Consider the following 23,506-nt stretch of genomic DNA (forward strand, 5'->3'; position numbering starts at 1 on the left):
TCATGGCTCTTTGAACCGGGAAGGACTTATCCTCCGCTCTGCGGTTATCTCATTTTACGAAAGATCCGATTGCGGTCGTTGAACGTCTCGTATCTATCCGACATGGGGGTAAAGCTGATAGATTCTTTGGCCCCGACGATCAGAATACCTTCGTGCGCCAAGCTCTCGTAAAATAGCCTGTGAACCTGATCCCTTAACTGGTTGTTGAAATAAATCATCACGTTGCGGCACAAGATCACATGGAATTCGTTAAAGGAGCTGTCCGTCACCAAATTATGACGGGCGAACACGATGTTCCGTCGTAGATGCGGTTTGATCCTAACGCCCCCGTTATCGGAGTCGTAGTAATCCGAGAAAGAGCGTCCGCCACCCGCGGCTTGATAGTTTTTCGTATATTGTTTCATCCTGTCGATCGGGATTATGCCGTCTTTGGCGATCTCGAGCGCATTCTCGTTAATGTCGGTCGCATAAATTCGAGATTGGTCCAGCAACCCTTCTTCCTCCAGCAAAATGGCTAAAGAATGAACCTCCTCGCCCGTGGAGCAACCGGCGTGCCAAATCCGTACAAAAGGCAGCTTGCGTAGATGAGGTACGATATCCCTTCGGAAGGAAAGGAACATCTCCGGATCGCGGTACATTTCCGTTACCGGGATAACGAGATCACCCAGCAATCTCTTGAAAACCTCGGGGTCATGCAGCACTTTCTCTTGCAGGCAAGAGACGTTAGGCAAGCCCTCCAGATGTATGCGATGCCATATCCGACGGCGTATGGAAGCATAAGAATATTTTCTAAAATCATAACCGTATCTACGGAAAATACCCTCGAGCAACAACGTCGTCTCGATTTTCTCCAAATCGTCGTCCATGGCATTCCTTCCGCTCATCGGTGCAGCCACACTCTTATCAGAGATAAGAGCTGATCTTTATTGACCGGTTTCGTAATATAGTCGGAAGCGCCGGCTTCGATACACTTGTTGCGATCGTCCATCATCGCTTTAGCTGTTAACGCGATAATCGGAACTTTATTCCACGCCTCGTTATCCCGAATTCGTTTCATCGCCTCGTATCCATCCATTACGGGCATCATGATATCCATGAGCACGAGATCGATATCCGACTCTTCGTCGAGCCTATTCAACGCTTCAATGCCGTTCTCGGCATATACGACGCGCATATTGTGATGCTCCAATACGCTGGACAGGGCGAACATATTACGGGTGTCGTCATCCACCAACAAAATTTTCTTGTTGTCGAACACCTCTTCCTTCTCGGGCGGCTTCGGCATATCCTCCCCTTCTTGAGCTGAATCGACTTCGAGAACGGACGTGCTCGGTATTGTATCGGAAGGGTTAACGTTAATCTCATCGAAACTTTCCGCTTCCATGGTTTCCGCGGATGCGGCAGTCCACTCGGAAGAATAAGCCTGAAACTCCTCCTCTAGAGACTGCTGATCGGGTTGACGTTCGGGTAACACAAGGGTAAAGGTACTGCCTTTGTCCGGCTCGGTATCCAAATGAATCCACCCTCCGAGCAGTTGGGCTAACTCCCTGCTGATCGTCAAGCCTAGTCCTGTTCCTCCATATTTCCGGCTCGTCGTGCCGTCGGCTTGGCGGAAGGCTTCGAAGATGAGATCGCGTTTGTCCGGATGAATGCCTATACCCGTATCGGTTACGGACAAGGCGATGTATCTCGTTCCTTCTTCCCTGCCGCCCGAGTTCAATTCCTGTTCACTCGGCCTGCGCACCGCAAACGAGACAGCTCCGTTATCGGTAAATTTAATCGCATTCGAGAACAAATTTCTCATAATTTGTTTCAGTCGATGTCCATCGGTCCAGATCGCGCCTGGAATATCGTTCGAGTTGTCTACAATCAGCGACAGACGTTTGGCAGCAGCCATCGGCGCGAACATATTGTCCAGGAATGCCGAGAGATCGCCCAGTACCATCCATTCCGGATGAATATCCATTTTACCCGCATCGATCTTGGACAGATCCAGAATCTCATCGATCATCTTGAGCAGGTCGTGACCGGATACGTGAATCGTCTGCATATATTCCCGCTGCTTATCGGTTAAGTTGCCTTCTTCGTTCTCCGCGAGAAACTCCGATAAGATCAATAAACTGTTTAGAGGCGTTCTTAGCTCGTGGGACATGTTCGCCAGAAATTCCGATTTGTATTTGCTCGTCAGAGCCAGTTGGAGCGCTTGGCGTTCGAGCTCGGAATTGGCTAGGGCAATTTGCCGATTTTGGATTTCGACGCGCTCGATGTGCTGTTCCAAGGCGATCGTCTTAACCGTTAGTTCCTGATTGGTATGCTCCAATTCTTCCTGCTGTTGCTGCAGCCGTTGTTCCGATTTTTTCAGATCGTCCTGCTGGCTTTCCAGCTTGTCGTTCGTCTCCCGGAGTTCTTCCTGCTGGCAGACGAGCTCTTCGGATTGGACCTGAAGTTCCTCCGTCATCGCTTGAGACTCCCGCAACAGTTCCTCCACCCGCAGGCGGGAAAAAATATTGTTCAGAATCGTTCCGAATTTGTCGCATAGCGCGAGAAGCAACTCCTTGCGTTCGGAATCGAATCCGTCGACGGAAGCCAGCTCGATGACTCCTATGACGGCATTCTCGTAAAGGATCGGCTGAATGATAAGCGTACTTGGCTCGGTCATGCCGAGACCCGAGCTCACCTTGACGTAGCCTTCCGGTAGATTCTCCATGACGATGGGCTTGGCATCTTGATAACATTGGCCGGTCAAGCCTTCTCCCGGCCGAACGAAGGAAGGAACCGATGGCTCCCCTTCCCCGTTTTCGCTTAATACCGCGTAAGAACCGGACAACTCCAGATTTCCTTCTCCCGCTGCCGGGTCGGATAAATAAACGAGCCCATAAGAAACGCCAAGCACAGGCGCGAATTCGGAAATAAAGGATTGCGCCACGAGCTTGACGTCATGCCCCTCCTGCAGCAGTTCCGTTACCCGCGCGATTTGGGCGTTCACTCTCCCTTGACGTTGCTGGATCGAAGCAAGCAACGCCTCCCGCTCGTTCTTCACTTGCAAGTCAAGCGCGATCCGTTTGAACAGTTGCGCCAATTCGCCCAACTCGTCCTTCGATTTAATATCGAACCGGACAAAGCTGCGAAGACGCCCTCTACCGAACCGCTGTGCCATCCGTTCGAGTAAATTCAAGCCTTGCGTAATGCTCGGGAACACCCACATGACGATTGCCACACCAAGGATCAGGCCGATGATGGTGAACAAGGCAACCGTCTGCACCGACTTGTCGTATAGCGTTCTGGAATCCGCCATTTCCGTTTTCATCGCGTTTTCTTGCGTTTTCACGAGTTCATCCATCGAGTCGATCAACTGTCTTTGCTCTCCGCGAAGCTTGTCGGCATATAGCTTCTTCGCCTTCTCCACATCTCCCGATTTGACCAGCTCAATGAACGTTTCTAATGAAGTAACGTAACCTTCGGTCACTTTCATGATTCCATCCATCACATCTTGCTCCGCGCCGGTAAGCTCCATGCTGCTTAACGTGTTGAATTGCTTGCTTGCGCCCGTCAGTCGATTCGTGACCTCGTCGACGCCTTCCGAGGGATCCTGATCTCCGATCATAATATCGTTCATGACACGTCCGGAAGAATTAATCTCTCCCCTTACCGCGAGCGCTAATCTGACTTTCTCGAAACGGTTATCGTAAAATTGATTCAAAGAATGGTTCATCTGGCTTAAGCGTATATATCCGAATGACGTGATGCCGACCAGAAGGAGCAGCAGCAACGTAAACCCGACGGCTAATTTCGTTTTGATTTTCATGTATCCGCTCCTCCCTTCAACACTTCTATCGTGACGAGGCATCGGTCATCCGAGCGACCGTCCAGCGGCTTGCAGGCAAACAGTTGTTCCAAGCTGTCGGTATCCTTCCCGGCTTGATGAAGCAAAGACGCCAATTGACTAAGCTGCGCTTCTTCCTCTCCTTGGAACGAACTCAGAATTCCGTCCGTGAACAAATACAGCCGATCCCCGGCGCTAAGCGTTAAGCTGTGGGTTACGATGTTCAACTTGTCGAACATGCCGAGCGGGGCCGAACTGACACATAACATCTCAGGTTCGGAGTTATCCGCGCGAAATACGTAACCGGGAGGATGCCCGGCATTCGCATACTCCAACTTGCCGCAATCCAAGTCGAGCGTAACGTATATGCCCGTGCAATAATAATGAATGAGTTCGTTCTCCCATTGGAGCCCCATTAAACGGCGGTTCAGCTCCTTGAATACGCGCTCGGGCGACCATAGCGTCCTCATGGACTCCTTCAGAATAGAGGCGATAAACATACTGACGAGCGAAGAGGATATCCCGTGGCCCATCGCGTCAATGACCGCTATTGCCCAGTGCTTGTCATCGATTTTATGCCATGCATATAGATCGCCCGCGAGCGCCTCGGATGCTTGGAAATACGCTTGAATCCGAACGTCGGCCGCATCTACCGGATCAGGAAGCACCGATTCCTGTACTTGGCGCGCCAACAATAGCTCCTGCCGGATGCGGGAATCCCTTTCCTTATGCCAATCCAGCTCTCCCTTCAACTTGAGGGCGGAACGCATTCTCGCCAGCAGCTCCGTTTTGTTGATCGGCTTCGTAACGAAATCTATCGCTCCCGCATCGAGCGCTTCGGCCAGTTTCCTGGAGTCGCCGATCGCGGTGACCATAATGACGGGAATATCTTTGTAGCAATCGTTCGTTTGCAGTATTCGGCAAGCCTCGATTCCGTCCATTTCGGGCATCATCAGATCCAATAAAATCAAATCGATCCGCGAAGCCCCGATCGGCTGTCCTTCGCTCTTCTCCCGTAGCGTTCCGAACATTTCCTTCGCCGAGTAAGCGACGAGAAAATCGTCGTATCCCGCGCGCTTAAGCATTTCCTGAATGACCATCACGTTCATTGCGTTGTCATCTACGATCAATACGGCCATATTTATCTTTGTCTCCTCGTTATCTCTCGTAACAACAGCCCAGAGCAATAAACGCGAATAAGGAATGAGTGGCGGATCGTTCCGCCCTCATTCCTCTATCTCTATTAAAAACAGCTCTTATTTTGTTTTAACCCTTCCTTACGCCTTTTGAAACAGGGATATTATTAATTTATTATAAACAAATGGCTTACTCCGTTAATGTCGAGCCATGACAAGAACTTTGCCATGGTCCAGTTCCATCTCGTACATACTCGCTTCGTAGGGATCGAAGCCCATCGATTCGATTTTGTTGCGAAGTTCGTCACCGCGGGTTCGGAATAAATTGGCGATCGTTTCGAACATTCCTTCTTCCGACAATCCAACTTTATTCGTATCCGCCGCATCGGCTAACCTGGCCGTACGGTCGCTTTCGTGAGCGAGCACATAGATTTCTTTCTCCGTATATCCTTGACGGTGCAAATCGTTCACGACATCGAAGGCTTCCAATCCGTTATTTACTAGTTTAGCATAGGCTTTCATGGTTAATCTCCTCCTATAATCTTTGATGCTTCCTATTTAACGATCCATTATTCATTGAAACAATTCTTTCGTAATTCTCTCAGACGCTGCAAGTCCCGTCGAATAGATCTAGCGAGACGGGATTGCCTCTATCATCCACGAATACTTTAAGCGAATCCGAACCGTTAACGACTCCCCATCCGTCATCTGCTTGAAATTCAGGCTTGCCGAGCGCTTGCCGGAGATCTTTGTCGGCTATCTTAACCATTCGTCCGTTTAGGTTGGCGGATTTCGCGTTTGCCGTTACTTGAATGAAGGAAACTTCCCCTTCGCACATCCCGACGTTTTTCCCGCCGGTATAACTCCAAACTTCGCACCCGCTTTGCCACTCGTCGGATTCGATCTTACCGGGGTTCCCCCACGCTCCTCTAACTTCGCTTGACGGGTCTCCCAACTCTATCCCGTCGATTTGCCATTGCTTCGGAACGGGATCCGGATAGACGGCAGTTGCCGGAACTGCCGCGGCCGGAGCCGCCCCGCCATTCACGATCGAAGAAAACAAAATCAGCCACGAAATCAACATTTCAGATTTCCTCCTTTGCATAGGATCGATCTTTCTGTTGCTTCCAGCCTTTCTGTGCGCTCATGATCAATCTCGAAGCTAAGGCCGCCCATTGCAGCCAAGACGGAGAAGGGTTGTTGCCATCCTTCGAAGCTGTCTGCTCGCGCAGCGTATTTGCCAGGTTCTCGGTTGCTCTGCGGGCCGTGCCCGTCACCTCGCTAATCAGCACACCTACGTCTTGCACCGCATGAAACAAAGGGTCGGTAGATTGGAGCTTGCTCTTAATGTTCTCGGCCGTGTCGTTGACGCTTTCCGCTAGTTTCTTTACTTCTCCCTGCAGCCCTTCGACGGTTTCCTTCACTTCCTGCATCGCGGATTGCGCGGTTACGAGAGACCGTTGCGCAGTCTTTAGTAGAGATATTATAAAACCGCACAAGATGACGAAAGCGATCGCTGCCAATGCAACGCTCCAAGCTATAATTTCATTATTTTCCATGGACATCCCTCCACTTCTTGCATGCCGTCCTACCTTTCGTTACCCCTGCGCATAGGATCTCGAAACATTTCCGGCGACAAGATTCACCTATAAAAATAAAGGGTAACCAAACACTATCTCCGGACTCGGCCGCCGTAAGTGGCTAGCCGATCCAGATCAAAAAGGGGGAATTCACATGTTATATTGGACGTTTGTCTTTCTAGTTGTGGCGATCGTCGCCGCGATCTTCGGATTCGGAGGTTTGGTCAGCGCGGCTGCTGGCATCGCAAAAATCTTATTTTTCGTTTTCTTGATTTTGTTTATCGTTTCCTTGATCACGGGAAGGCGAAATCGGGTCTAGCCTTACTGCCGCAAGCGTTTCAAGCGGACAAGCTGACTGGATAATGGTTGCTTATAATTCCTTTTTCAGGTAAAGTAGGCTATATCGTAACCTTCCGTCACCTCTTCCTCTCACCTTTAACCGATACAGACGCTTCCCTACGCTCTTGCGATTTGGGAAGCGTCGTTTTTTTCTACGGGGTGGTGATTGAAGCTAGGATGATTGCGTTTAATGATAGTCAATTGACCCTGCGGGGAATACATCAATTAAACGGAGGTTGGTTCTTTCATGAAAGCATTATTTCTCGCCGGCGGTCTGGGAACTAGGTTGCGCCCCTTGACGGAACATCTTCCGAAACCGATGGCCCTGGTGGGCAATCGCCCATGGCTGGAGCATTTGCTTATGCATTACAAAGAACAAGGGATACACGATTTCGTCATCGCGGTGAACCATTATCGAGAGCTGATAGAGAGCCATCTCGGCGACGGTTCCGCTTACGGCGTCCGAATCGATTATTCGGTGGAAAAAGAGCTGCTGGGAACGGCAGGGGCGATCAAGAATGCCGAGCATCTGCTCAGCGATCGGTTCATCGTCGTTAACGCCGATATTATCCATCAAGTCGACCTGACTTCCGCTTTGCGATTTCACGAAAATCATGGCGGTGCCGCTACGATCTGCCTGACGGAAGTCGATGACCCTTCCCACTACGGCGTCGTCGAGCAATCCGTCAACGGACGAATCGATCGATTCATCGAAAAACCGAAAAAAGAAGATGCACCGTCAAATCGGATCAACGCCGGCATATACATTATGGAGCGGAGAGCGCTAGACTTCGTGCCGACCGGCCGGCCCGTGTCCATCGAGAAGGAAACGTTCCCGCTCTTGATCGAGAACGGCAGCGGAATTTACGGCCATCCCATTGGCGGATATTGGATGGATATGGGCACTAAGGAGCGTTATCGCCAGCTCCATTGGGACCTGCTCGACCGGCGTTTTCCGGTCCGTATCGACGGCAAGGTAATGGAAGACAAAAGCATTTGGCTTGGCGATAACGTCCGGGTCGGCCAAGGGGTGTTGTTCGTGCCCCCGGTCATGATCGGCGACGATGTCACGATCGGAGATCGGGCGATTATCGGTCCATACGCCGTCGTTGGAAAAAGCAGCCGAATCGGCAGCCAAGTGCGCCTATCCAACTCTATCCTGTGGGATCGTTGCAAAGTCCGTGCCGGAGCCCAGCTTAACGAATGTATTTTCGGAAGCGGCATGCAAGTAGGTCCTCATATTTTGCACGAAGCCGTATGTAATCGTATTTTGGAGGTGCATCGCCGATGAACAACCGTCTCCCTCAAATCGCTTTTGCCAGTACTTATGTTCCTAAAAAATGCGGACTTGCCACCTACACGCATCATTTGCGCGAGGCAATCGCTCATGCCAAAGGAAATCGGATACCCGATCCCGTCGTTACTTTATGCAATCCCGAAGAAAGGGCGGACTATCAAGAGCCTTGGATGTTACCTCTCGTCAAGCAAGATCAAGACGAATACAGAAAAGCAGCTGACGTGATTAATCAAAGTTCGGTCGATGTCGTATCTCTCCAGCATGAATTCGGAATTTTCGGTGGCGAAGCCGGCTCTTACGTTCTCGATTTTATGCGACGCTTGAAAAAACCGGTCGTGACGACCTTTCATACGGTATTCGAACACCCCGTTGCGCCTTATTCAGACGTGCAGAAAGAGATCGCGCGTTGGAGCGACCACATTCTCGTCATGAACCGCAAAGGAATCGATTATTTGCACGACAACTTCGGCATTCCGCTGGAGAAAATCACGTTCGTCCCGCACGGCACTCCCGTACCGAACCGTTCCGACCGTGCGAATGTCCGTCGGGAGGCGGGATGGGAGCATCGCAAAGTCCTGTTCACCTTCGGCCTACTCGGACGAAGCAAAGGCATCGAGCTTATTCTTCGTGCGATGGCATCCGCCGTTCAGGCCGTTCCGGATTTGCTTTACGTGATCGCCGGACAGACTCATCCCGAAGTGCTGAAGCATGAAGGCGAAGCTTACCGCGAAGAAATAACGATGTTGATCAAGGAACTGGGGCTGGAGCATCATGTCCAGTGGATTAACCGTTATATCCCGGAGGATCAACTCGTATCGCTCATCACCGCATGCGATTTATATTTAACCCCTTACCCGGGTATGGCACAGATTACGAGCGGTACGTTGGCCTATGCCGCCGGTTTGGGCCGGCCTATCCTATCCACTCCATACGTATACGCCAAAGATTTAATGCAGGGTTACGAAGAAATGCTTCTTCCGTTCGGCGACGTAGAGGCATGGAGCTCAAAGCTGATTGAAGTGTTTACTTATCCCGGTATGTTGGCGGACTGGGAACGCGTCATTTCCGAAATCGGGCGAAACATGCATTGGCCGCACGTAGGGGCGCAGCATCTGCGGCTATTCCAGAAAGTTTGTTCCGAGCAGGGAGACAAAATTGCCGATGTCGGCTAATGGCAAGATTAGCCGTTGGGCGGCGCAACCTTCTTTCGCCCATTTGCGCCGTTTGACGGACGATACGGGATTGCTGGAGCATGCGCTTGGGCGCATCCCGCGCCGACGGGAAGGCTATACGACCGATGATAACGCGCGGGCGCTTTGGACGGTTACGGAGTGGCTTTCCTTGGAAGAGAAGGAGCTAAGGAACGAGGATCGAACCGAGATTAGACGATTGGCCGATATCTATTTGGCGTTCTTGCTTTGGGCCCAGAACGATGATGGGTGGTGGCTCAACAATTTCGCCTATGATCGAACGCTAGAACCGGAGGACATATCCCATGATTGCCAAGGGCGCTCGATCTGGGCATGCGCGGACGCGTGGATTCGGCTCGGCGACCCGATCCGGGAAACCGCGAGAATCATCGTCGAACGAGCGGTGCCTACCCTCGGAAGAATCGATTCGCTTCGGGGTCAAGCTTTCGCGATGGCTGCGTGCGCCCACTTGCTAGAGGCCGCGCGCGATGGGATGATCGAGCTCCCGCAGGATATAAAAGGCGATCTGCAGCATCACATGATACGGTTGGAACTGCTGCTTAACCGCGCTTACCGAGATTTCTCGGAAAACAAATGGCGATGGTTCGAGCCGGCAATGACTTACAGCAACGGAGTGCTTCCGTGGGCCATGCTGAGAACGTTCCGGTATACGCAGCGGCAAGAAACGTTTACGAACGGCATGGAAAGCCTTTCCTTCCTGCTTCAAGTTATGACGACCGACGAAGGCTGGCTCAGGCCGATCGGCAACGAAGACTGGTGCTCCTCCGAATCGGACACCGTTAGCCGCTGGGATCAGCAGCCGTTGGAGCTGTTCAAGCTGGCGCTTGCTCTCGAAGAGGCCGCATTGGCTGCGGAACAGAGCCAACGCCTAGTCGGTAGCGCGCTCGGCCATGGGACTACGCTAGACTTCCGCGCAGGGGGAATTCGCCTTCATTCGTATGGAGCGCTAGACCAACCCGGCTTAAACCCGCGCGCCGGGATGGAAACCGATTATCGGACGCATTACCGTGACATCCGCGACCTATGCAGGGATTGGTATTACGGCGACAACGACTTGCGAGTGCCGGTCGCCGATCCGACGGACGGCAGTTGCTGCGACGGGTTAACTCCGTATGGCGCCAATCTTAACTGCGGGGCGGAGGCCACGATCTCCTACTTGATGACGGAAGCACTGTGCCGCAGAAAATAAACGCAAAAAACCTTTCATTATATGGCGCTGTTTGCGCGATGTAATGAAAGGTTTTTATTTTCCGCTCCGGCGATTAAGCCTGCTAGGCAGGCTAATTTCCTGCTCCTGCGCTTACTCCCGGCATTTAAGCCTGCTAGGCAGGCTTATTTCCCGCTCCGGAGCCTTTCACTAGCATTTAAGCCTGCTAGGCAGGCTTATTTCCTGCTCCACTGCCTTTTTCCGGCGATTAAGCCTGCTAGGCAGGCTTATTTCCCGATCCGGAGCCTTTCTCCAGCATTTAAGCCTGCTGGGCAAGCTTATTTCCTGCTCCTGCGCTTACTCCCGGCATTTTAGCCTGCTCGGCAGGCTTATTTCCTGCTCCGGCGCTTATTCGCCGAAGATTTCACTACTCCCGCCGCAGCTTGCGCAACGCCTGGTTAAAATCATCCGGCAGCGGAGCGGTTACTTGCTGCTTCTCGCCCGTCCAAGGATGATGCCAGATCAAGCGCTCTCCATGCAAGGCTTGGCGAGACATGACGCCGCGAGAACCGCCGTACATCCCGTCTCCGGCTAACGGGTGATGAATGGAAGAGAGATGCACCCGGATTTGATGCGTGCGTCCCGTCTCTAATCGTAGCCTAACAAGAGTATGCTCCTCTAACCGTTCCAACACTTCGAAATGGGTTACCGCTGGATCTCCCGTGTCGCTAACCCGGCGGCGCGTTGAATGATGGCGATCCTGGCCGATCGGCTTATCGATCTTGCCCTTATTGCCTTCAACGTAACCTTCCGCCAGCGCAAGGTAAATCCGTTCGATCGATTTTTCCCGCATAGCTTTATCGTATTGATAATGAGCGAATTCGTTCTTCGCATATAAAACAGGCCCCGTCGTATCCTTGTCAATGCGATGAACATGACGGATGCGCACGTCTTGGCCGGACATCTCATAATAAGCGGCTACCGCATGCGCTAGAGTCTTACGCTGACCCTTCTCGCTCGGGTGGACTTCGATCCCGGCCGGCTTGTTCACGATAAGCGTAAACTCGTCTTCATATAGGATATTCAGTTCCATCCAATCCGACGGAAAATCCCGAGTTTCCCGTGGAAACAAATGCAGTCTAAGATTCGGTCCTTGCAAAATGCAGCCGCGAGTTTGCAGTAGTTTGGAGACCAGCTTAGGTGGCAACGGTAAAACCTTGCTAATGATGGACATCGGCGCGCCGACAAGATTGTCCGGGAGCCGAATATCCATCCACTCCCCTTTAATCCTGCCCATACCGAGTACGGATTGGTTTCCTCCGCTTCCGCCGCCGCTTTCTCTGCCGCGTCCGCCTCCTCTTCCCGATGAGGCCGAACCGTTGCTTCCGTTCCTCTTAGGCCCGGAGCTACGCTCATTCGATACCCGCAAGGAGTCTCCACGGTCCCTGCTCGGTTTCCTATCCCCTTGCGATCCGACTCGATTAGGCATATCCGTTCTAGAGGTGCGCTCGTTCCGCCCGCCTTGCCCGCTACGCTCCCCATATCTTTTAGGCGATCGATCGCCGGAGCTTGATCCCGATCTGGATTCGTACCCGGTGCCCCCACGTTCTCTGCGTCCGTTACCCTGTTGACCTCCAGTCGGCTTCTGACCTCCGCGCTGCCGATTCCGTCCTGCTCCACTCATGATCTTAATTCCTCCGATTCCATTCCCAACCCGCTACTCTGTTTCCCTAGATAGTTATACATAGGAGGAACATGCAGGGCTTTGCCGACCAATATACGGGAACGCCCGCGCAAAGTCAACCTATCCGTGTCATTTCTATTGTTTTGCTGTAGCAATGTCATCCTATAAGAACATCTGACGTTATAAGACGGATAAACTCGACTGCTCCCGCTTTCGATTAAACCAGTCATTTTACAACAAAATAACACCGTTGCCACTTTTTTACTTTCGATATAACGTTGATATTAGGGGATTGTCCCCCCTAACATGGACCCCGGGAGGTATTATCGATGGATGCAGAAGAAGTAGTAGCAATTGAAGGATTGGAAGCGGATGCAGAAGTTGAAGTTGAAGCCGTAGCAGAAGAAGTAGAAGCGGCGGCCGATGATGTCGAAGTAGCCGCAGAGGAAGCTGAAATCGTAGAAGCTATCGCGGATGAAGAAGAATCCGCTGAAGAAGCTGCCGAAGAGATTTCCGCTGAAGCTGAGGAAGAAGCTGCCGATGCAGAAGTTGCGGAAGTTTCGGCTGAAGCCGAAGCGTTCGAGCCTGCGGAAGCGGAAGTTGCCGCGCATGAATCCGAATCTTCCGACGACGAGTCGGAGTCGGTCGTTGACTAATTAAACTTATTCGTACGATGTAAGGGGCTTTCCTGTTGGGTCTTACCCGACCTTGCAGGCGAGCCCCTTGCGTGTATTCCAACGATTCGATTAGGATCGACCTTTTAAGAGGCAACGAATGGCCCATTTACGCTCGTGTCGTCTCATATACTTCGGTAATGTCCGATACAATTGCCGGCCTTCACCGAATGCTGCGCGCGCTTCCTCTGAATTGCCTAAACTCTCATACACGTTACCTAATCGATAGAAAGCCTCGCAAGAAGAAGAATTCACTTCCTTGAACTGGCTTAAATAAGCGATCGCTTTAGTCGGGTCCGATTTCGAGAACGATTCCGCGAGGCGCAAATACGGTTGCCCGTACTTCACCTTCCGGCTGATCGACAATGCCCGAATCATTTCCCGCTCTCCGTCTTCCAACTGTCCGAGCGCCAAATTGCAAGTTCCCCTATCGCTCCAGTACTCCGCCGAATGTTCCATCTGATTCTCGATGCCCAGCAGAATTTCTCGCGCCTGAGTATACCTCTTGCCTTCGATGAGCAATCGCGCGAGCTCGGATTTAGCCGAGACGTCATGGGGGCTTAGTTGCAATTGCCTTTTCCATTTGGAGATCGAGTTGTTTCTTCGGAACGGGCGGATAAGGCTCGGAGACAAGCCGATAAATCTCCGTTCCAACACATAGAAAATAACAAGCAATACAAGGATTGCGATGAACGGATTTCCAAAAAGCCACGTTAAACCGACGAATAGTAAAATCTTACTCATGACAATTCCCTACTCTCCTCAATATCCTCATTTTTCCTTTTCGCCAAATGTCGTTATTTTCCTGCATGAGACTGTATATGACATAATTAGCAATTAACTGCTGAAAAATAAAGGAAGTGGACATGAGCCTGCTACTTTACCGGTTTAACCCTCCTAGTCGCCTCCGCTTCGAGAGGATTGTCAGGCCAATAATGCTTCGGATAACGGCCCTTCAAGTCTTTACGCACCTCGAAATACGCATTGTTCCAGAAGCTGGCCAAATCCTTCGTCACCTGTACCGGTCGTTGCGCCGGCGATAATAGATGCAACGTAAGCGGTACTCGTCCGCCCGCGATTCGCGGAGTTTCCGGCAAACCGAACAACTCCTGAAGCCGTACAGCAACGAAGGGCGCATCTAAATCGCTATAATCGATAGGAACTCTTGAGCCGCTCGGTACAATCCAATGGGTAGGGGCAACATGGTCTAGCTCGCGCCGTTGCTCCCAAGTGAGGATCGACTCCAATATTTCTTTGAGATTGAGCCTCTGTAGTTCGGTTTTCCCTCTTATTCCTTCTATATATGCTGTCAACCATTGTTCGAGCGATTCGACAAGCGCCTCGTCCGACAAATCAGGCCATGAAGCATCATGGCGGCGAACGAATACCGTTCTTTCTTGTAATTGGCGAGCCGCTTTCGTCCAAGGCAACAGTTGCAGCCCTTCCGTTCGAATTCCTTCAAGCAGCGCTTGCAGCACGCGATCTTCGGGCGGGCGTCCCATTGGCGTTTCTTCCAATAACAATGCGCCCAGCTTCTTGCGGACGCGGCTTCGTACCGACTTCGACTCGGAATCCCAATAGATGTTCGTCTCTTCGTTGATCTCTTCTGCCAGGTGGGATTGAATCCACTCGAAAGCCACCGGAGCGGCCAAGCGGATTCGACTATCCGTACCCGCATCGTCAACTTCCGCCACAACGATCCACGCCTCATGGGCAAGCGCCTGCCCTCTCGCGAACTCGGCGCCTCTTCCGCCGCTAAGCAAGTACTTGCCATTGTCCCGCTGACGGCCGATCCGATCCGGATAAGCGAACGCAAGCAACGGCCCGCAAGCATCGATGGAGCCCGCTTCCTTATCCGTTCGAAGGCCGAGCTCTCTGTGCAGTCGCTTAACTTCTTCTCCCAATCTTCTAAGCGTCGTTTCATCGGCCAAATACGAGCCTTTTCCACGAAGCGCCTCGATCCTGGCACGGATGTCCGCGCTCGGAGCTTGCCCATCGTAGCGGATGAAGTCTCTTTCGCCCAATACGACAGCGAGCTCGCAGCCCAACCCGCCAAGCCCGATCGGCAAGGCACGCAACAGCATATGAGCCAATCGGGGATGTTTCCCGACTTCCGCCATCCGCTTCCCGTGGTCGGTTACGAAACCTCCGTTTTTCTCCAATGCGCCAAGCTGCATTAGCAATTCGCGGGCTTGCTGCAAGGCCGGTGCCGGCGGAGCATCAAGCCAGTCCAGTTCAGCCGCGTCCTGCACGCCCCATACCGCAAGCTCCAGCAACAAGGGAGCCAAGTCTGCTTCCATAATTTCCGGGATGCTTCGAGGAGATAAGCTCATCTGATCTTCGATGCTCCATAGCCGGTAACAGGTTCCGGGCATGAGCCTTCCCGCCCGTCCGCGGCGTTGATCCGCGGAAGCTATGGAAACAGGGACGGTATCCAGCCTAGACATGCCCGTTCGCGGCGAGAATCGGGACACCCGCATCAATCCGCTATCGATGACGACGGTGACTCCTTCCACCGTTAAGCTCGTTTCCGCAACGGACGTTGCCAGCACGATCTTTCGTTGTCCCTCCGGTGCGGGGGACAACGCTTCATCTTGGGCTTCCGCGCTTAAGCTTCCGTGCAAGGGACAAATCCGCCAGCCATTACCGACGTGAGCCAACATCGTCCTAAGCTTGGATTGTACCGCACGAATTTCCCCGACACCCGGAAGAAAGACAAGAACATCTCCTTCGTGGGCTCGAACTGCATCCGATACGGTTTGCGCAACCGCGTCTTCGAGCGGAATGCCGCGAAGCTTCGGACGATAGACGGTATCCACAGGGAAACTTCGTCCTTCGCTGCTTACGATAGGCGCTCCCTTAAGCAAATCCGCTACCGGTTCCGCATCCAGCGTAGCGCTCATAACCAAGAGTTTTAGTTCCTCGCGCAGCAGCGCTTGCGACTGAAGGCAGAGCGCGAGTCCCAAATCCGCTTGCAAGCTTCTTTCGTGATACTCGTCGAAGATAACAAGGCCGACCCCCTCTAGCGCAGGATCGGCTTGTAACATTCTGGTGAGCACGCCTTCCGTTACGACTTCGATCCGGGTACGGGGGCCTATTCTCGTATCCATCTTCACGCGGTAGCCGACTGTCTCCCCAACCTGTTCACCAAGCGTATTCGCCATGCGCTTGGCGGAATTCCGCGCGGCAAGCCTTCTCGGCTCCAGCATAATGATTTTTTGTCCGGCAAGCCATGCCTCGTCCAGCAAAGCAAGCGGCACGCGAGTCGTCTTCCCCGCTCCGGGTGCCGCGATTAACACCGCGTTACGGTGTGCAGACAGCGCCAGCTTTAACTCCGGCAACGCCGAATCTATAGGTAAATAAGCCACCATATCATCAAGGAACTCCTTCCGCTCCAACAACCGACAATCTTAATCGTCGTCTTGTTGCAAGCTTACCATTTTCCATGACGCTATGAAACTCTTGGTTATCTCGCTCCGCCATCCATATTCTATACGCTCATTTCGCCAATTTCCTTGTCGACTAATCGCTTCGTTACGAAGCTTCATCCGGAGAAGTCAGCATAATCTTGCCTTCTACCAGCTCAAGCTTCACCTTATTCGTATCCTTCACGCCTATCGACTCCAGATACGCGGCGGGAACTTGAAGCCGCCCGGCTTTATCGAGAATCGCGTACTCGACGTGGGAGTCCTCTTCGGATTGGGCTATGCCCCTCTCCAGCTCCGCAAGCTCCTCGGCATATGACTTTCGTCGCAGCATCTCCGAAGAGATTTTCCCGTCGCGGATCGAGACGACGCGATCTACTTTCTTCGCGAGCAGAGGGTCATGGGTAACGATAACGATCGTTATCCCGATCGTTCGGTTTAATTCGCGGAATAAATCCAGTATCTGATCCGCCATCCGAGAATCGACCGAACCCGTAGGCTCATCCGCCAGCAGCAGTTTCGGGTGATTCGCCAACGCGATGGCGATCGCAACGCGCTGTTGCTCCCCTCCGGATAGCTGGTGCAGCTTATTATTCTTGCGATGCGTGAGACCGACCGCTTCCAGCAATTCCAACGCCCGGAGCCGTTTGCGCTTGCCCTTGAGCAGGATGGGAAGCTCAACGTTCTCGAGAGCCGTCAGATAAGGAATCAAGTTCCGCGCGTTGTTCTGCCAGACGAAGCCGACGCTTTCCCTCTTGTACCGTACAAGATCGCGCTCGGTCATCTTGAGCATGTTCTTGCCGTCGATCTCAAGCGCCCCCGCGGATGGACGATCAAGTCCGCCCAACATATTCAATAACGTGGACTTGCCGCTTCCGCTGTTCCCGATGATCGCCATCAGTTCTCCGGCTTCGATTCGCAAATCCAAACCTTGCAAGGCGAACACTTCGAGATCGGCCGCCTTGTATATTTTGACCAAACCTTCGCAATGGATCATCGATTAATCCTCCCCCAGCTTGAGCGCTTGATGGACACGAATACGGGAGAGCATGTAGGACAGGATGCCAAGCCCGACAATCAACATGACGCACACGATCGAATAAAGGCGGATATAATCGATCGCTTCGAACATGACCTTAAACGGAGGCACGAGGCTGCTCGGATTAAAGGCGATCTGAAAATTCGGAACGAACAACATGCTTGCCACATTCCCGACGATAACGCCGATCAGAATCGCGACACCCGAAGTTAACAGTTGCTCTAACGCGAGCATTCCGATCAATTGGCGAAGCGACAGTCCAATAGCCCGCATAATTCCGTTCTGCAACGTTCGTCCCTTCAGGGACAGTATCCAGTACAGCAAGAAACCGACGAAGCTGATCACAATCGAAATGATGAAACCCAACGTCAAAACTCCGTTAAGCGCCAACAGGAACGGATCGTTCTTCGCCTTAGTCAGATCCTCCCTCGTATTCTTCATATAGATAAGCGATATTTTCAGTTGCTCTATGCTCTCGTAAAATTCGCTAGTCGAGTAGCCAGGCTTCATCTTTAACCACACTTGATAAGGCTCGAGGGCCAGCTGAAATTGAATTCGGCTCAAATTCCCGACGATCAGCATCGGCGCGTTATTCGCGGTATCGACACCCGATACGTCGACGGAGCCGATTGGCGGATTCGGATTGAAGGTCGGAAAATAATCGATAATTCCGTATACGACAAAAGGCTGCGGCGCCACGTTCTCCCAACCGACATTAATCGTATCGCCCGTTTTGACCCCGCGTTGTGCCGCTAACGTTCGGGAGATAAGCACCGCTCGCGAATCCGCGGCGATTAAATTCAAGTAATCGTAAAAGGGATAATCCAGCAACCGATCGGGAAACCAGGATGCTCTGCCGAAATCATCGCTATCTATTCCTATAAGCGTAGCCGTGCCTTGCGTATCCCCCATCGAGAAGGACGCTTTGTCCTTCACGAACACTTTAGTCGCTTGCTCTACCCCTGATAACTTCGAATAGGGCTCAAATGAAGGCTCCAAATATTGAATGAGCTTCGGAGTTGGCGACGTTGATCCAGAATTTGCACCCGGCGGACCTCCGGAAGGCGATTTGGGAGGCGCGTCGTTCGGCCATTGCGACTGCAGGATGAAGTCCGCGCCGTTGCCGTAACGAATACGGTCCGCCGTATTCGTGTTGAGGGTTCTGGCAGCGCCTGCGCTGAACACCCCGATCGCAATGGTCATGATCAGGAACACCATGAGAAATTGATATTGGCTGTTTGAACGGCCGACTTGTATTAATGTGGCATATAGGGATGGCGGCCACCATTTACGTCCAATCCAATATACGAGCTTCAATACGTAAGGATATAACCTTAACAGCAGCAATCCCGCTCCGATTACGAATAATGCCGGCATAACGAACTGCAGAGGATCCAGGTTTAGATCATCCGTTTTCAAACCTAGTTTTTGCATATCCTTCAGCCGGTTACGGAACGTATACAAGCCGTAAATGGATACCGCCAATGCCAATACGTCCAAGAAAGCTTTATGCCAAAATGGCATCCGCTGCATGCGAGCCAACTGCTGCTTATGCCCGACAATAGATACCCGGGTTGCCATCACGACCGGAATAAGCATCATGAGGAAGGAGACCGCCACGGCGACTCCTCCGTAGAGGAATGCTTGCTCGTTAAGATGAACCGTCATGCGGGAGCGCTGAACGAATTCCAGAAATCCGTTAGATGCACCTAACATTTTCGTTAATCCCATTCCGATAAAAGGACCTGCTAAGAAGGCCACGCCGCATAACAGCAATCCTTCTACCGCGAAGGACGAAACGATCTGCCACCTCGCGGCTCCTCTGCTCCGAAGGATGGCAATCTCGTTCTTCTGCCTGTCTATGATCAGATTGGAAACCATAAACATATAGAAACCCAGCATGATCAATACGGGTACATTTAAGGACCACATCAGCTTGCTTAATTGCTTCGAACGTTCGAAATATCCCTTGATCGTGTCCATCGCGGGCACCGAAAATTCCGCTTGGAAAGCGACGATTTTGCTTTTTACTTTATTTTTGATTTGTTTGTCCGTACTTAGAAAATCATTAATGCCGCTAGGCTCCAGCTTGGAATAATCCAGTATGAAAAACCAACCGCTGGCCGCGACCGGAACTTTGTTTCCTTTAATGAATTCCTGGGTAAACAAATCATCATCGATGACGAATACCGAGTTTAGATCGGCTAGACTCGCGCTGCGAAAATATGGGTCATCATACTGCTTCTTGGTAAAAATTCCGACCGGCTTGATTTTGACCTTACCCATAATCTTATCGTCTTGTAATTCAAACACATTATCCAGAACGGTTTTGAATTTATTAAGTGCTTGCTCCGTAACAAGCACCTCGTAAATACCGCCGACTGGCTGCTTAGACGGCATTCTTCCGTCCTCCAGCTTAATATGCTGTTCCAGATCGCTATAAGACCTGAGCGTCGTGCTAACCTTCTTCGAAGGATCGACCTTCTGTCCATCAGGAACAAGCGTGACGGATTGGGTCCGGCGCTCATGAACGAGCTCTTTCACCGGAATGCCGAAATTCGGCCCGGCTTCTTTGGCCATAAATTGGTCCATATCGGCAATGATGTTGGCGCGCTTATCGCTGGATTCTTTGTAGAACGCCATCATCGACCAATACGATCCCGGATATACTCCTTTCTCGTTCTGAAACGCCTCCAAATCCTTGACCAACATACGGGTCAATATCGCTTCGGAGTATATCGGCATCGTTCCGACGAGCGCTACGGTCATCAATATGCCGAAAAACATGCTGGAGACGAGCCATTTATTTTGAACCATTTTACGGATAATCATGACGAATAAGGCCACGACAAAGCCTCCCTGACTCAAAGAATGCGGAATTTTGATTACTGCAGAACGACCAATTGGCCTTCCGTCAACCCTTTGACGATCTCGACCTCGGTTGATCCGGTAAGTCCCGGTTCAACGTCGATCTCACGTAACCGCTTGTCGTCATCCAGCACCCTTACGAAGTTTCTTCCAAAATAGGTACGCAGCCCGTTGCGCGGAATGATGAGTACGTTGTCGCGTTGCCGCGTAATGATCTTCACGCTCGGCATGGAGCCGATTTTTGCGTCTTTAGGCAACGTGGGCAACTCGATGTACAGCGTCTTCGCATATTTCTCCGCCAATTGTTGGTTTAATGTCTCAGGGGAGGAAGACGGCGTCTGCACGACTTTGCCCATCATCTCTTCGCCGTTTAATCTAACACTAGCTTGCATGCCTACCTCAACTTCCCCAAGATCGGTTGCAGTGTCCACTCGGAGAGTCACCCGAAGCTTAGTCGGATCGGCTACGACAACCAAGGTCTGATACGCCTCAACAATATCTCCTTCATCTAGCGCCTCCGTGAATACCACTTCACCGTCTATCCCCGCCACAAGCTGCTTACTCTTAAACTGCTTGGACAAACGATCGTATTTCAGCTGCTCGACTTCATACTGGAGCTTAGCGATCGAGAGAACTTGTTCATCGCCGTTAATGGCTTGCCTGAAGGCAAACTTCGCTTTCTCCAAGGCTAGCTGTTGTTCTTTCAATTCGATGTCCAGACCATCCAGGATCAATTGAACAAGTACATCGCCCTTCTTGACTTCGTCTCCCGCTCTGACAAGAATCTTGTCGATTCTCCCTCCCTTTCCCGTAAACTGGGAAATATCCGTTGAGACGGATTCGAAGGTGCCGCTACCCGAGATCGTTTTCATGATCGTCCCTTTTTCCACGTTAACCGTCGAATAGTTTTCCTGCGGGGGTTTGACTAGCGGCGGCTTCAAGGCTTCTTCTTCCTTAGGCATCAGCGAGCAACCCGCCAGTGAAACTCCTATTACAATAGTCAATCCGAGAACTATAGCTTGTTTAATTGTGCGAGACAATTTGCCCATCCTCCAGTTCGTAAACGTGGTCAACGATTTCCATGATGGCCGGATCATGCGTAGTAAGAGCGATCGTAATTCCGCTCTGCTCTACTAGATCCCGGAAAACTTTAATAATATGCAGCCCCGTGCGACTGTCCAATTCAGCTGTCGGTTCGTCTGCTAGAATGAGCTTCGGTTTGTGGGCGATTGCCCGCGCGATGGCCGTTCTCTGCTGCTCTCCTCCCGACATCTCGAAAGGTCTATGATGCATGCGGGGCTTCAGCCCGACATGGTCTAAAGCTTGTATGGCAGCCGATTTCCGTTCATGGGCCGGAACACCGGCAATTCTTAGGACGAATTCAACGTTCTCATAGGCGGACATCAATGGAATGAGCGCGAAAGATTGAAAGATTAGCCCCATCTCCGTTTTCCGAACCGCATCTCTCTGTTTATTGGTCATGGAGGTAAGATCACGACCGTCGAATAGAATAGTCCCCTCAGTCGGGCTATCCAAAGCGCTTAACAAATTGATAAGCGTCGTTTTACCCGAGCCCGACCTTCCCTTGAACGCGACCAATTTACCCGAAGGAAGACGAATGTCCACCCCTTTAAGCACGGTCACGGCTCCGCTGCCTTTTCCGAACACGCGTTTGACTCCGTCCACCCGGATAATTTCTTTCGTCGCAACCGTCATCCTGCCGTCTATCTCCCCTCTACTCGAACCCTTTTCCAAGTATAGAAAACGCTTACTTGATGATTATTTTTTTACTATAAACTCCCAAGTAAAATGCTGTCAATTCCATCACATTAAGTCGATTGTATACGCCATAGAATAAATAAAAATACGCCTATTTTTAATAATCAGATATAATTGTTTTTACAATAATAGGGGAAGTTGATGATGATGAAAAAACCAATATATAAGCGCAAGCGGTATGTGATTTCACTACTCCTACTGCTTCTTCTAATCGTCTTTCTGTTCTTTCCTACGTGGACCCCAGCGATCAAAGATGCGCAAGGAAATAAGCTCCCCAATAGCATTGCGACTCTTGAGGAAATCTCGCTCGGGGGCGTGCAACAATCTCTATTGATTCGGGGCAACGATCGGAACAATCCGATTCTCCTCTTTCTGCACGGCGGTCCGGGGTATCCGCAAATCGCGTATGCCCGCAAGTATCAGCAGCAGTTGGAAAAAGATTTTATCGTCGTGAATTGGGACCAACGAGGTTCCGGCAAATCCTACCATTGGAATCTGACGGACGATGATCTGCAGGTGGACAAACTCGTTCAAGATACGCATGAGCTGACGGTTTATTTAACCGAACGATTCCATCAATCGAAAATTTTCATAGTCGGGCATTCATGGGGCAGCACGCTTGGTTCGTTAACGGTTCAACGCTACCCCGAAAGCTATTACGCTTATATCGGCATCGGTCAGGTCGCGAGCTCTCCGCTCGGGGAACTGCGTTCTTATGAGTTCGTTCTTCGGGAAGCCAGAAGATTAAATAACGCCAAAGCGATCAAGGAGCTCGAGGCCATCGGTACGCCTCCGTATCGCAACCCTCGCAAGGATACGACTATAGAGAGAAAATGGGTATCCGCCTTCGGCGGTTCGGAGAGAAGCATTAATACGTACAAGGATTTAATCAGGGGTGTCCTCTTAGCTCCGGAATACTCTTGGTATGACGGGGTCAAAATGGCTGTAGGGAATTCCTTCTCCGCTAACGCGATTATGCCGCAAACGGAAAACACGAATCTATTCGAGTCCGCTCCCGAATGGAAGGTTCCCGTTTATTTCTTCATGGGAAAATATGATTATATGACCCCTTCGGAAGTGGCTTTCGACTATTACGAACAGCTCAAAGCACCATCCAAACGCTTCATATGGTTCGAACACTCCGCGCATTTCCCTCATTTTGAAGAAGCCGATCTATTCTCCGAGTGGATGGTTAAGATCAAAGAAGAAAACTTATGATTCATTCCGCTAACCGATCTTGCCTCACCGTTTCATTTTTTCTCCTCCAATAATTCGTAAAGCTCCGTCACTTCACAGCCGACGGTATTCGCGATGGAAATCGCAACCTGTAACGGCATCACTCTTTTGTTAGCGATAAAGTCGGAAATGCGTTCCGGCTTATATTGCAATGCCTTCGCAAGCAATTCCACGGTCATCGGCGATTCGAGCAATCGATCTTGAAGCAGGCATCGTCCAAGCATGATCTTCATTCCGTCATTTCTCCTTCCTTAGCTTATAAATCTCA

General features: G+C 51.3%; 20 protein-coding genes. 6 read left to right on the forward strand and 14 right to left on the reverse strand.

All coding sequences use genetic code 11. The annotated features are described in order from the left end of the window. Window positions 1-44: 44 nt before the first annotated feature. The 6 genes from L3D05_RS21785 to L3D05_RS21810 all read right to left on the reverse strand — a co-directional run bounded on the left by L3D05_RS21785 (window position 45) and on the right by L3D05_RS21810 (window position 6,518). The gene (locus L3D05_RS21785; protein ID WP_239618496.1) at window positions 45-866 is read right to left on the reverse strand and encodes a CheR family methyltransferase; all 822 of its coding nucleotides are present in this window, start codon (window positions 864-866) and stop codon (window positions 45-47) included. 14 nt (window positions 867-880) lie between these two features. After that, entirely contained in the window at window positions 881-3,805 is a 2,925-nt protein-coding gene (locus L3D05_RS21790) for a response regulator (protein ID WP_239618497.1), read from the reverse strand. Next, window positions 3,802-4,962, reverse strand: coding sequence for a SpoIIE family protein phosphatase (locus L3D05_RS21795; RefSeq protein ID WP_239618498.1), 1,161 nt, complete (start codon window positions 4,960-4,962; stop codon window positions 3,802-3,804). Before L3D05_RS21795 ends, L3D05_RS21790 begins: the two co-directional genes overlap by 4 nt. Window positions 4,963-5,157: 195 nt before the next feature. After that, complete coding sequence (locus L3D05_RS21800; RefSeq protein WP_239618499.1) at window positions 5,158-5,481, reverse strand: YflT domain-containing protein; 324 nt, start codon at window positions 5,479-5,481, stop codon at window positions 5,158-5,160. 79 nt (window positions 5,482-5,560) lie between these two features. Then, window positions 5,561-6,043: a hypothetical protein gene (locus tag L3D05_RS21805; protein WP_239618500.1), complete on the reverse strand. Its 483-nt coding sequence runs from the start codon at window positions 6,041-6,043 to the stop codon at window positions 5,561-5,563. 1 nt (window position 6,044) lies between these two features. After that, a complete protein-coding gene (locus tag L3D05_RS21810; protein WP_239618501.1) occupies window positions 6,045-6,518 on the reverse strand; it encodes a DUF948 domain-containing protein in 474 nt (157 codons plus the stop codon). Window positions 6,519-6,693: 175 nt separating this feature from the next. Here L3D05_RS21810 and L3D05_RS21815 point away from each other — a divergent pair, with 175 nt between their 5' ends. The 4 genes from L3D05_RS21815 (at window position 6,694) to L3D05_RS21830 (ending at window position 10,575) form a co-directional block, all read left to right on the forward strand. Continuing rightward, window positions 6,694-6,858 carry a DUF1328 domain-containing protein gene (locus tag L3D05_RS21815; RefSeq protein ID WP_239618502.1) on the forward strand — a complete coding sequence of 55 codons (165 nt, stop codon included), beginning with the start codon at window positions 6,694-6,696 and terminating at the stop codon, window positions 6,856-6,858. A 267-nt stretch (window positions 6,859-7,125) separates the two neighbouring features. Further along, entirely contained in the window at window positions 7,126-8,169 is a 1,044-nt protein-coding gene (locus tag L3D05_RS21820; protein WP_239618503.1) for a nucleotidyltransferase family protein, read from the forward strand. After that, window positions 8,166-9,347 (forward strand): glycosyltransferase family 4 protein, encoded by a 1,182-nt coding sequence (locus L3D05_RS21825; RefSeq protein ID WP_239618504.1) that lies wholly within the window; start codon window positions 8,166-8,168, stop codon window positions 9,345-9,347. Before L3D05_RS21820 ends, L3D05_RS21825 begins: the two co-directional genes overlap by 4 nt. Next, window positions 9,337-10,575, forward strand: coding sequence for a hypothetical protein (locus tag L3D05_RS21830; RefSeq protein ID WP_239618505.1), 1,239 nt, complete (start codon window positions 9,337-9,339; stop codon window positions 10,573-10,575). Before L3D05_RS21825 ends, L3D05_RS21830 begins: the two co-directional genes overlap by 11 nt. 385 nt (window positions 10,576-10,960) lie before the next feature. On the opposite strand, the gene L3D05_RS21835 is transcribed toward L3D05_RS21830, so the two are convergent. Beyond that, the gene (locus tag L3D05_RS21835) at window positions 10,961-12,217 is read right to left on the reverse strand and encodes an RluA family pseudouridine synthase (RefSeq protein WP_239618506.1); all 1,257 of its coding nucleotides are present in this window, start codon (window positions 12,215-12,217) and stop codon (window positions 10,961-10,963) included. Between the two features lie 329 nt (window positions 12,218-12,546). On the opposite strand from L3D05_RS21835, the gene L3D05_RS21840 reads away from it, so the two are divergent. Next, window positions 12,547-12,873, forward strand: a complete 327-nt coding sequence (locus L3D05_RS21840) for a hypothetical protein (protein WP_239618507.1) — start codon at window positions 12,547-12,549, stop codon at window positions 12,871-12,873. 90 nt (window positions 12,874-12,963) lie between these two features. Here L3D05_RS21840 and L3D05_RS21845 read toward each other — a convergent pair whose 3' ends face one another. From L3D05_RS21845 to L3D05_RS21870, 6 genes are all read right to left on the reverse strand, one after another. After that, window positions 12,964-13,635 (reverse strand): tetratricopeptide repeat protein, encoded by a 672-nt coding sequence (locus L3D05_RS21845; protein ID WP_239618508.1) that lies wholly within the window; start codon window positions 13,633-13,635, stop codon window positions 12,964-12,966. Window positions 13,636-13,766: 131 nt separating this feature from the next. Beyond that, complete coding sequence (gene hrpB / locus L3D05_RS21850; protein ID WP_239618509.1) at window positions 13,767-16,262, reverse strand: ATP-dependent helicase HrpB; 2,496 nt, start codon at window positions 16,260-16,262, stop codon at window positions 13,767-13,769. 163 nt (window positions 16,263-16,425) lie between these two features. After that, the gene (locus L3D05_RS21855) at window positions 16,426-17,313 is read right to left on the reverse strand and encodes an ABC transporter ATP-binding protein (RefSeq protein WP_239618510.1); all 888 of its coding nucleotides are present in this window, start codon (window positions 17,311-17,313) and stop codon (window positions 16,426-16,428) included. A 3-nt stretch (window positions 17,314-17,316) separates the two neighbouring features. Further along, window positions 17,317-20,202, reverse strand: coding sequence for an ABC transporter permease (locus tag L3D05_RS21860; protein ID WP_239618511.1), 2,886 nt, complete (start codon window positions 20,200-20,202; stop codon window positions 17,317-17,319). Between the two features lie 38 nt (window positions 20,203-20,240). After that, a complete protein-coding gene (locus L3D05_RS21865; protein ID WP_239618512.1) occupies window positions 20,241-21,263 on the reverse strand; it encodes an efflux RND transporter periplasmic adaptor subunit in 1,023 nt (340 codons plus the stop codon). Further along, complete coding sequence (locus tag L3D05_RS21870) at window positions 21,247-21,939, reverse strand: ABC transporter ATP-binding protein (RefSeq protein WP_239618513.1); 693 nt, start codon at window positions 21,937-21,939, stop codon at window positions 21,247-21,249. The genes L3D05_RS21865 and L3D05_RS21870 overlap by 17 nt, the downstream gene beginning before the upstream one ends. Before the next feature lie 210 nt (window positions 21,940-22,149). Here L3D05_RS21870 and L3D05_RS21875 point away from each other — a divergent pair, with 210 nt between their 5' ends. Beyond that, window positions 22,150-23,220 carry an alpha/beta fold hydrolase gene (locus tag L3D05_RS21875; RefSeq protein WP_239618514.1) on the forward strand — a complete coding sequence of 357 codons (1,071 nt, stop codon included), beginning with the start codon at window positions 22,150-22,152 and terminating at the stop codon, window positions 23,218-23,220. Window positions 23,221-23,252: 32 nt separating this feature from the next. On the opposite strand, the gene L3D05_RS21880 is transcribed toward L3D05_RS21875, so the two are convergent. Next, window positions 23,253-23,471 carry an XRE family transcriptional regulator gene (locus L3D05_RS21880; protein ID WP_239618515.1) on the reverse strand — a complete coding sequence of 73 codons (219 nt, stop codon included), beginning with the start codon at window positions 23,469-23,471 and terminating at the stop codon, window positions 23,253-23,255. Between the last annotated feature and the right edge of the window lie 35 nt (window positions 23,472-23,506).

Origin of the sequence: Cohnella mopanensis (genome assembly GCF_022352055.1) — a bacterium.
Taxonomy (GTDB): domain Bacteria; phylum Bacillota; class Bacilli; order Paenibacillales; family Paenibacillaceae; genus Cohnella; species Cohnella mopanensis.

Bases quoted from the DNA above. Each gene is read 5' to 3' on its own strand.
- L3D05_RS21785 (WP_239618496.1), bottom strand. From the start codon at position 866: ATGGACGACGATTTGGAGAAAATCGAGACGACGTTGTTGCTCGAGGGT.
- L3D05_RS21790 (WP_239618497.1), bottom strand. From the start codon at position 3,805: ATGAAAATCAAAACGAAATTAGCCGTCGGGTTTACGTTGCTGCTGCTC.
- L3D05_RS21795 (WP_239618498.1), bottom strand. From the start codon at position 4,962: ATGGCCGTATTGATCGTAGATGACAACGCAATGAACGTGATGGTCATT.
- L3D05_RS21800 (WP_239618499.1), bottom strand. From the start codon at position 5,481: ATGAAAGCCTATGCTAAACTAGTAAATAACGGATTGGAAGCCTTCGAT.
- L3D05_RS21805 (WP_239618500.1), bottom strand. From the start codon at position 6,043: ATGTTGATTTCGTGGCTGATTTTGTTTTCTTCGATCGTGAATGGCGGG.
- L3D05_RS21810 (WP_239618501.1), bottom strand. From the start codon at position 6,518: ATGGAAAATAATGAAATTATAGCTTGGAGCGTTGCATTGGCAGCGATC.
- L3D05_RS21815 (WP_239618502.1), top strand. From the start codon at position 6,694: ATGTTATATTGGACGTTTGTCTTTCTAGTTGTGGCGATCGTCGCCGCG.
- L3D05_RS21820 (WP_239618503.1), top strand. From the start codon at position 7,126: ATGAAAGCATTATTTCTCGCCGGCGGTCTGGGAACTAGGTTGCGCCCC.
- L3D05_RS21825 (WP_239618504.1), top strand. From the start codon at position 8,166: ATGAACAACCGTCTCCCTCAAATCGCTTTTGCCAGTACTTATGTTCCT.
- L3D05_RS21830 (WP_239618505.1), top strand. From the start codon at position 9,337: ATGTCGGCTAATGGCAAGATTAGCCGTTGGGCGGCGCAACCTTCTTTC.
- L3D05_RS21835 (WP_239618506.1), bottom strand. From the start codon at position 12,217: ATGAGTGGAGCAGGACGGAATCGGCAGCGCGGAGGTCAGAAGCCGACT.
- L3D05_RS21840 (WP_239618507.1), top strand. From the start codon at position 12,547: ATGGATGCAGAAGAAGTAGTAGCAATTGAAGGATTGGAAGCGGATGCA.
- L3D05_RS21845 (WP_239618508.1), bottom strand. From the start codon at position 13,635: ATGAGTAAGATTTTACTATTCGTCGGTTTAACGTGGCTTTTTGGAAAT.
- hrpB (WP_239618509.1), bottom strand. From the start codon at position 16,262: ATGGTGGCTTATTTACCTATAGATTCGGCGTTGCCGGAGTTAAAGCTG.
- L3D05_RS21855 (WP_239618510.1), bottom strand. From the start codon at position 17,313: ATGATCCATTGCGAAGGTTTGGTCAAAATATACAAGGCGGCCGATCTC.
- L3D05_RS21870 (WP_239618513.1), bottom strand. From the start codon at position 21,939: ATGACGGTTGCGACGAAAGAAATTATCCGGGTGGACGGAGTCAAACGC.
- L3D05_RS21875 (WP_239618514.1), top strand. From the start codon at position 22,150: ATGAAAAAACCAATATATAAGCGCAAGCGGTATGTGATTTCACTACTC.
- L3D05_RS21880 (WP_239618515.1), bottom strand. From the start codon at position 23,471: ATGAAGATCATGCTTGGACGATGCCTGCTTCAAGATCGATTGCTCGAA.